Here is a 7,079-nt window from a genome sequence, read left to right as displayed (position 1 = left end):
TGGGAGGTCGACTCGCGTTATCTGCTGCGGCACTCGCTGAAACCCGGGCTGACCGGGCTTGCCCAGATTCGCGGACTGCGCGGTGCAACCGAATCGGAGGCCGATCTGACGAGCCGCTTGCAGGCCGACCTTGAGTATCTCGATGGCTGGTCGATGCTGCGGGATCTGCGGATCATTCTCGGAACTTTCAGCGTTCTGACGCATAACCGTGCGTTTTGACGGTGAGATGGTGCGCATTTGCGATGAGCGGCGGGGAGTGTTCTATTTGATGCTGGTTCGCGGCACCTTTTTTACGCGAAGTGGGCGGATTCTGCACGTGAGTTGGCGAACGCAGATGCAAAATCTCACGCTCGCTTCTGCAACACCACGCTTGCGTTGCTAGGTAAAATGGCTTACACGTAGTTTGAAACTTTCAGCCAAGGATAAGATCATGCATGCTTCCAAAATCGTTTTATCCAGCCTTGCAACAGTGGCTCTTACATTCGGCGGCGTTGCGCAGGCTGAAGCGATCCGCGCTGGCGCTTCTCTCCCAGTCGCCAAGAGCGCCAAGCTCTCGCGCAAAGCGGCGAAGAAGGGTGTCGAGCTAAATCAAGCCGAAGGCGCCGCAGCTGCGGCTGGAGGTGTTGGTGGTGGTATTGGTACTGCTGGGATCTTTGTCATCGGTAGTCTGGCCGCAGGTGCTGTCGTTGCTGCCACAGTCGCTGCCACCAACAATCCTGCCGTTTCGCCGTAATGGCCATCTGACATTTGCATGAAGTTGCGGGCCCCAAAATAGATCTCCGGGCCCGTTTTCATATGCTGCGGCGTTGCCTGCAGCATCCCGTGAATCACTTTGATTAAAGCTGGCGTCCAGACATGAGGCGGTTGAAGCGCCAGGCTCCATTCGGGGTGGACGCGATGCTGCGGTATGTCGGGACCCAAAGCTTTTTAGCGCAACTAAAAGCTAAAACCAATTTTCGGATGAACAAAATCGTGCCGTTTTGAGGCAGATTGTTGCATTTGCATCGAATCAGGCTCACGCTTGAGCGGATTCGCGGAAGGTGCCGATCATCAAAGCGCTTCAATGCTCCGCATTTCGCAGCCTGTTGTGTCACTGCATCTTGTTCGGGTTCGTTTGCCTGCCCTATGAAGGTCTGGAGCGAATAAATGTCATGACCAGGCCGAATGCCAAGTTTTAGGAAATGCCCGCTTGATCCGCGATCTTCCTCGCAGAAGCATGGTCACTGCAGAGTTGACCCGGAAACCAGCGCCGCGCCGGTTTGCCGCTCCGCTCCCGGGCGACGCACTGATCATGGCCATGGTCGGCGCATCGATGGTGCTGGGGGGCGGCGGCATCTACAACCCGCAGACGGAGATCATGCTCGAGCTTGTCGTCGTCGCCTGCATGATCCCGCTGTGCATCTCATCATCTTTCAATCGCGGACTAGGCCCGATATCTCCGATGGCTTGGCTGCTTGCCGGCATCGTTCTGTGGTTGCCCCTGGCGCAGCTTATTCCGCTCCCACCGGCCCTCTGGCAGGCGCTGCCGGGGCGCGACATCGAAGTCAAATCGATTGCGCTGGCAGGAAACCCGGATCGCTGGATGCCGCTGAGCATGGCGCCCGCCCGCACATTCACTGCGCTCCTCTCGATGATATTTCCAGCGCTGCTGATGCTTCAAGTGTCGCGGCTACCGATCCGCAGCCGCAGGTGGCTCTGTGCAACAATCGCGGCGGTCGGCGCGCTTTCGATCGTGTTGGGCATGTTGCAGATCTCTCGAACCGGGGGGTCAACTTGGTCGCTCTATTCTTACGTCAGCACAAACTCGCTGATCGGATTTCAAGCAAACCGCAATCACGAGGCGGATCTTCTGCATATCGCCTTGCTCGCTTTCTGCGCGCTAATTGCGCCGCGGCTGATGGATGGCCGGCGCCACCTCGCCAGCTGGTTCGCCGTTGCCGGGGCCATCGTCATTTTTCTGACCGGGGTACTGATGACCGGCTCGCGCACGGGCATCGCGCTGAGCGCGCTGACCCTGGCGCTGATCCTGGCGCTGGTCTGGCCGGCACTTCGCAAGAACTTGCCCAGCGCGCCACGGCTTCTGGCAGGCAGCCTGGCTTTGGCGGCCGTCGCCTTCGGTCTGCTGCAACTGAATTCGGTTCACCGCGTAATGCTCCGCTTCTGGTTTACGGATGATGCGCGCTCGGATTTGTGGATTGATGCGGCTAATGTGCTTCATCAGGTTTGGCCGTTAGGTGCGGGGATCGGAACGATCGCCCCTTTGCTCGCTGCCGCCGAGCGGCTTGATGCACTGGGCCCCACGTTTCCCAACCGCGTCCACAACGACTGGTTCGAATGGATGATCGAGGCGGGGGTGCCGGGAATCGCGGTATTGGTCTTGGTGCTGCTGATCCTGGCAATCTTGGCCTATCGTGCCTTTCGCTTGTCAGCCGCGCCGGATAGCGCCCCAGCGCGGCGCAGTCAGACCATTTTCGCGATTGGCGCATTGCTTATTGTTGCGCTCCACTCGATTGTTGACTACCCGCTTCGTTCAATGGCGCTAGCAATGTTGGCATCAATGGCTGCGGGCTTTTTGATGATGCCTGCGCGATCGCGGCCGGGGGGGGGGTCTATGATGCTTTGGATAAAAACCGAGTGCGGCAATATTGCGTCATGCGCCGGAAATTTTGATCGCCTAAGCGACGCGCGCGGTACTATATTGCGGGAGCGAAAGTCCCAGTGAGACACGCAGCAACGATTGCACTTGTGATTTTGGGGCTCGGCCTCGGGGGATGTTCTTCCACGCTGTACCGCAGCTTGCCTTATGGATCACCGGCAACTGCCAAGTTTCCGCCGATCGACAAGACAGCGCCGCCCCAATCGTATCTCATTGCACCGGGCGATCAACTCGCTCTCTCCGTATTCGGTGAGCCAGAGATCAGCGGCGACAAGATTCTGGTCGACGAGGCTGGGAACATACAAGTTCCGCTGATCGGACAAGTGCAGATCATGAACCTCTCGCCGAGCGAAGCCTCCACTTTGATCGCCAACAGACTGGGCGCCCGTTATTTGCGTGATCCCAAAGTTACGGTCAACGTGATGACCCAAAACGCGCAGGAAGTCTCGATCGAAGGTCAGGTGACCAAGGCCGGGGTCTATCCAGTATCGAACGATACCACGCTGCTTTCAGCGATCGCGCTGGCGCAGAGCCCGACCCGTATCGCCAAGCTTGATGAGATCGTCATATTCCGCACAATCGGCGGCGAACGCACAGCGGCCCGTTTTAATCTTGAGCGTGTTCGCGCTGGGGTAGACCCCGATCCAAGGATACTTGGCGGAGATGTCGTCGTAGTCGGCTTCTCACAAGGCAAGAGCCTCTACCGGGATATTATCGCGGCGGCTCCGCTCTTCAACATCTTCACCCGCTTCTGACTTGGGCACCCCTATGCAACAGCAAACCAGCATTGTCAGCGCGAACGGGCAGCCTTCCCCGGTCGAAACGCTCCCGTATGGCTACGAAGGGAGCTATGACAGCGGAGCGTCGGTGTTTGATTTGCGCCAGCTTGTTGCAATCATCCGCGCCAACCTTGTTCTGATCGCGGTCATGATTGCCGCATCGCTGGCCACGGCCGCTGTGATCACCCTGCTGCAGACCCCAGCCTTCACCGCCCGCGCCACACTGCAGATCAATGATCAATCGGTGCAGATCCTCGGCAAGCAGGACGACATCGCGCAAGAACAGGTGACCTCCCCGAGCGATAGCGAGCGTTTCCTGCAAACCCAGATGGACATTCTCGGAAGCAATGCAATTGCCGAGCGCGTCGCACTGAAACTGCGTCTGGTCGGGAACCAGAAATTTTTCGACGCGATGGGAATTCGGAAGCAGTTGGCCGATCTGACGCCAGCCGAGCTCAAAGAATCGACAATCGAAGCTCTGCTGCGCGGAAAAGACGCCACGCTTCCGCGCAACTCGCGCATTGTAACGGTCGGTTTCACAAGCACGGTGCCCGCTTTGGCCGCTCGGATCGCCAATACTTGGGCAGATGAGTACATTCAGGCGAACCTGCAGCGGCGGTATGACAGCTCTGCTTATGCACGCGAATTCATTTCGGGCCAGCTCAACGACGCGCGGGCCAAGCTCGAACTTTCCGAGCGCGAGCTCAATGCTTATGCCCGTCAGGCCGGCCTGATCCGCACGCACGATGCCGGCAATAATCAGAATCGTGACTCGGGGAGCGGTAGTTCGATCACAACCGCCAGTCTGCTCCAGCTCAATGTCCAGGCAAACCAGGCTCAAGCAGCGCGGATCACGGCGGAGGAGCGCTGGCGTTCGATGTCGAGCGGCCCCCTGCTGAGCTCGCCTGAGGTGCTCGCGAATTCGGCGATCAGCAACCTTCTTGCGCAGCGCTCGGTATCCAGCGCCGACTTGGAGCGCGAGCGGGCGCGGCATCTCGAAGATTATCCCTCGGTCGTCCAGCTCAAGGCGCAGCTTGCGTCGATCGACGCGCAAGTTCAATCTGTCGCGCGCAACATCCGCGCTTCGGTAAAGCAAGCCTATGACAGCGCGAAGGACGCTGAACAGGCCCTCAATCAACAAGTTCTCTCGCTCAAATCGTCGTCCCTGGCAGAGCAGGATCGCCTCGTGCAGTATAACCTCCTCGCGCGGGAGGCAGACACCAACCGCACGGTGCATGACGGTTTGCTGCAGCGCTATAAGGAGCTGAACGCCTCCGCCGGCATTAGTTCGAGCAATATCGCGATTATCGATAGAGCGGAGAGTCCAACGAAGCCGAGCTCCCCCGATCTGGTCAAGAATCTGGCGATTGCCTTGTTTGCAGGGACAGCCTTGGCGGGGATCATCGTGTTCCTGCGCAATCAGCTGGACGATGCCGTGCGCATCCCCGAGGATATCGACGCAAAGCTCAATATGCCGCTGCTTGGGGTCATCCCGCTTGCGAAGGCAGCCGACATCGATACGATGATGAAGGACCCGAAGTCCGCAGTCAGCGAAGCCTACAATTCACTGCGCAGCTCGCTGCTCTATTCGTCGGCCAATGGCTTGCCAAAAACCTTGCTCATCACCAGCTCGCTGCCGGCGGAAGGCAAATCGACAACCAGCTTGGCGTTGGCCGCGGGGTTTGCGCGCCTTGGCCGCAAGGTCGTGCTGCTCGACGTCGACTTGCGTCGTCCGGCCATCCATCGGCTTCTTGGCGCGCCTGGTTTCGACAACGGTTATGGCATGTCGAGCCTGCTGACGTCACAAGGTTCGATCGACGAGGCACTGAAACCTACCGAGCATGAGAACCTGACCGTCATAACCGCAGGCCCTGTTCCTCCGAGCCCGACAGAACTGCTCAGTTCAGGGCGCGTGGAGCAGATTCTCGAGGAACTGTCCGGACGCTTTGATGTCGTCATCCTCGATAGTCCACCAGTGCTGGGCCTCGCCGATGCGCCGCTGATGGCTGCGCTGGTCGAAGGGGTGATATTGGTGGTTAAGTCTGATCGCAGCCGGCGCGGCTCGCTCAAATCTTCGCTCCGGCGTCTGCGCAGCATGCACACAAACATCCTGGGCGGGGTGTTGACCATGTTTGATGCAAGCGATAATTCAAATGGATATTCCGAGTATTACGGCTACAACTACTATCAATACAGTGCAAAGACGGATGTGTAATCCGTGCCAATTAACGGCAAGTCAACGTTGATATCAAAACTAACCGGCATTATCGCCGTTGTTGCGCTGGTCGCATTGGGCGGCATAGTAGTTTTGAGTGGCACGGATCGCATCGCGATTGACGCGATGCGATCGCCAAGCTTGCAAGGCTGGCCCTACGATCTTGGTGCATCAAAATCGCGCGCTACGCAGGCGCTGAATGGCGGTGGCCCGGCCAGCGCTGTCCCCTATATTCAGCGCTCGATCATCACCGATCCGCTCGACTCGCGCATCGTCGGGCTTCTCGGGCGCGCGCGGCTCTTGGCCGGCGATGAAGCTGCGGCAGAAACCGCCTTCCGAGTTTCGGGCGAGCTCGGCTGGCGCGATCCCAATACCCAGATTTACTGGATGGGAAAGGCGCTCGAGGTTGGCGACACCAAAGTTGCCGCCGAGCGGCTCGATGCGCTGCTGCGACAGTTTCCGAATTTCGAGGCACGTGACCAACTCATTGCCGGACTGGCGCGAAACCCGGATGCAAGTACTGAGCTGGCCAAGCGATTGAAGCTGGCGCCATCATGGACTGACCTCTTTGCGAGTCCTCCAAAGGACTTGCCCGCCGCGCAAGTAGTTTGGCGGGCGGAAGTCATGCGGCTGGTTGGGCGAGGTGTCTTTGAATGCGCCAAGTCGACCCGATTGGTGAATAATCTTATTTCGCTCGATTTGCTGCGCGATGCCACCGCGCTGTGGCGAGCAAACTGCCTTGGTCCCACATCGCTGATCTATGACGGCGGTTTTGAGCATATCGATACGACCGAGGCGACAGGTGGCTTCGATTGGCAGCTTTCCAATCGCGGAGACGTCGACGTTCAGGTCGAGGAGGCTGCCCCGGGGAACCGCCGGCTGCATGTTACCGTCAATGCCGCCAACACTGTGTCAATCTTGAGTCAGCTCGTCGTGCGATTGCCCGGCCACTACCGCCTCTCGTGGAACACGCCCGATACGGATGCAGAGGCAGCCCGCGCGCTCTCCATTTCCTTTGATTGCAAAGGCAGCCTCGGGAAGGCGGTGCAGGGCCAGCCAACGGACGCAAAGAATGGCTATGCCATCGACTTTAACGCTGACAGTGCTTGCGCCGCCAGCCTGCTTAGGTTCTGGCTTCGTCCGAAGGTATCAGTGCGGCTGGATGATGTAAGGCTATCCCCGATTCCTGCGCAATAAGCTGCATGCCATGAGCGGGATTGAACGGTCCTGCAGAGCCGGCCTGTGCCATTGGTGCAGGCGGGGAAGAACCTGCGCGTTGTCCTAGAGCGGTTTCCACACGAAGTGACTCGGCGGGGATTCCTTTTGCGGCGGCGTTGTGATTCAGACTTCCTGCTGGTGGCAGGAGGCCAGCATGGATGGCACGAACGCTTTCACAGGATCTTCGGGACCGAGTTGTTGCAGCGATTGA

At 58.8% G+C, this 7,079-nt stretch carries 6 protein-coding genes; all 6 read left to right on the top strand.

Going from position 1 to position 7,079, the window contains the following annotated elements:
* A partial coding sequence (locus Q0O40_RS14700) for a sugar transferase (RefSeq protein WP_295531493.1) occupies positions 1-219 on the top strand: 219 nt, incomplete at its 5' end.
* Between the two features lie 184 nt (positions 220-403).
* Positions 404-733 carry a hypothetical protein gene (locus tag Q0O40_RS14695; RefSeq protein ID WP_295531490.1) on the top strand — a complete coding sequence of 110 codons (330 nt, stop codon included), beginning with the start codon at positions 404-406 and terminating at the stop codon, positions 731-733.
* Between the two features lie 558 nt (positions 734-1,291).
* A complete protein-coding gene (locus Q0O40_RS14690; RefSeq protein WP_295531488.1) occupies positions 1,292-2,722 on the top strand; it encodes an O-antigen ligase in 1,431 nt (476 codons plus the stop codon).
* Positions 2,719-3,411 (top strand): polysaccharide biosynthesis/export family protein, encoded by a 693-nt coding sequence (locus Q0O40_RS14685; RefSeq protein ID WP_295531485.1) that lies wholly within the window; start codon positions 2,719-2,721, stop codon positions 3,409-3,411. Before Q0O40_RS14690 ends, Q0O40_RS14685 begins: the two co-directional genes overlap by 4 nt.
* 13 nt (positions 3,412-3,424) lie before the next feature.
* Entirely contained in the window at positions 3,425-5,650 is a 2,226-nt protein-coding gene (locus tag Q0O40_RS14680) for a polysaccharide biosynthesis tyrosine autokinase (RefSeq protein ID WP_295531482.1), read from the top strand.
* A gap of 300 nt (positions 5,651-5,950) precedes the next feature.
* Positions 5,951-6,847, top strand: coding sequence for a hypothetical protein (locus Q0O40_RS14675; RefSeq protein ID WP_295531479.1), 897 nt, complete (start codon positions 5,951-5,953; stop codon positions 6,845-6,847).
* The last annotated feature ends 232 nt before the right edge of the window (positions 6,848-7,079 follow it).

It is taken from the genome of Novosphingobium sp. Chol11 (genome assembly GCF_945870625.1).
Taxonomy (GTDB): Bacteria; Pseudomonadota; Alphaproteobacteria; order Sphingomonadales; family Sphingomonadaceae; genus Novosphingobium.
The sequence above is the reverse complement of the archived record's forward strand: the minus strand, read 5'-3'. Positions and strand labels throughout refer to the sequence as shown.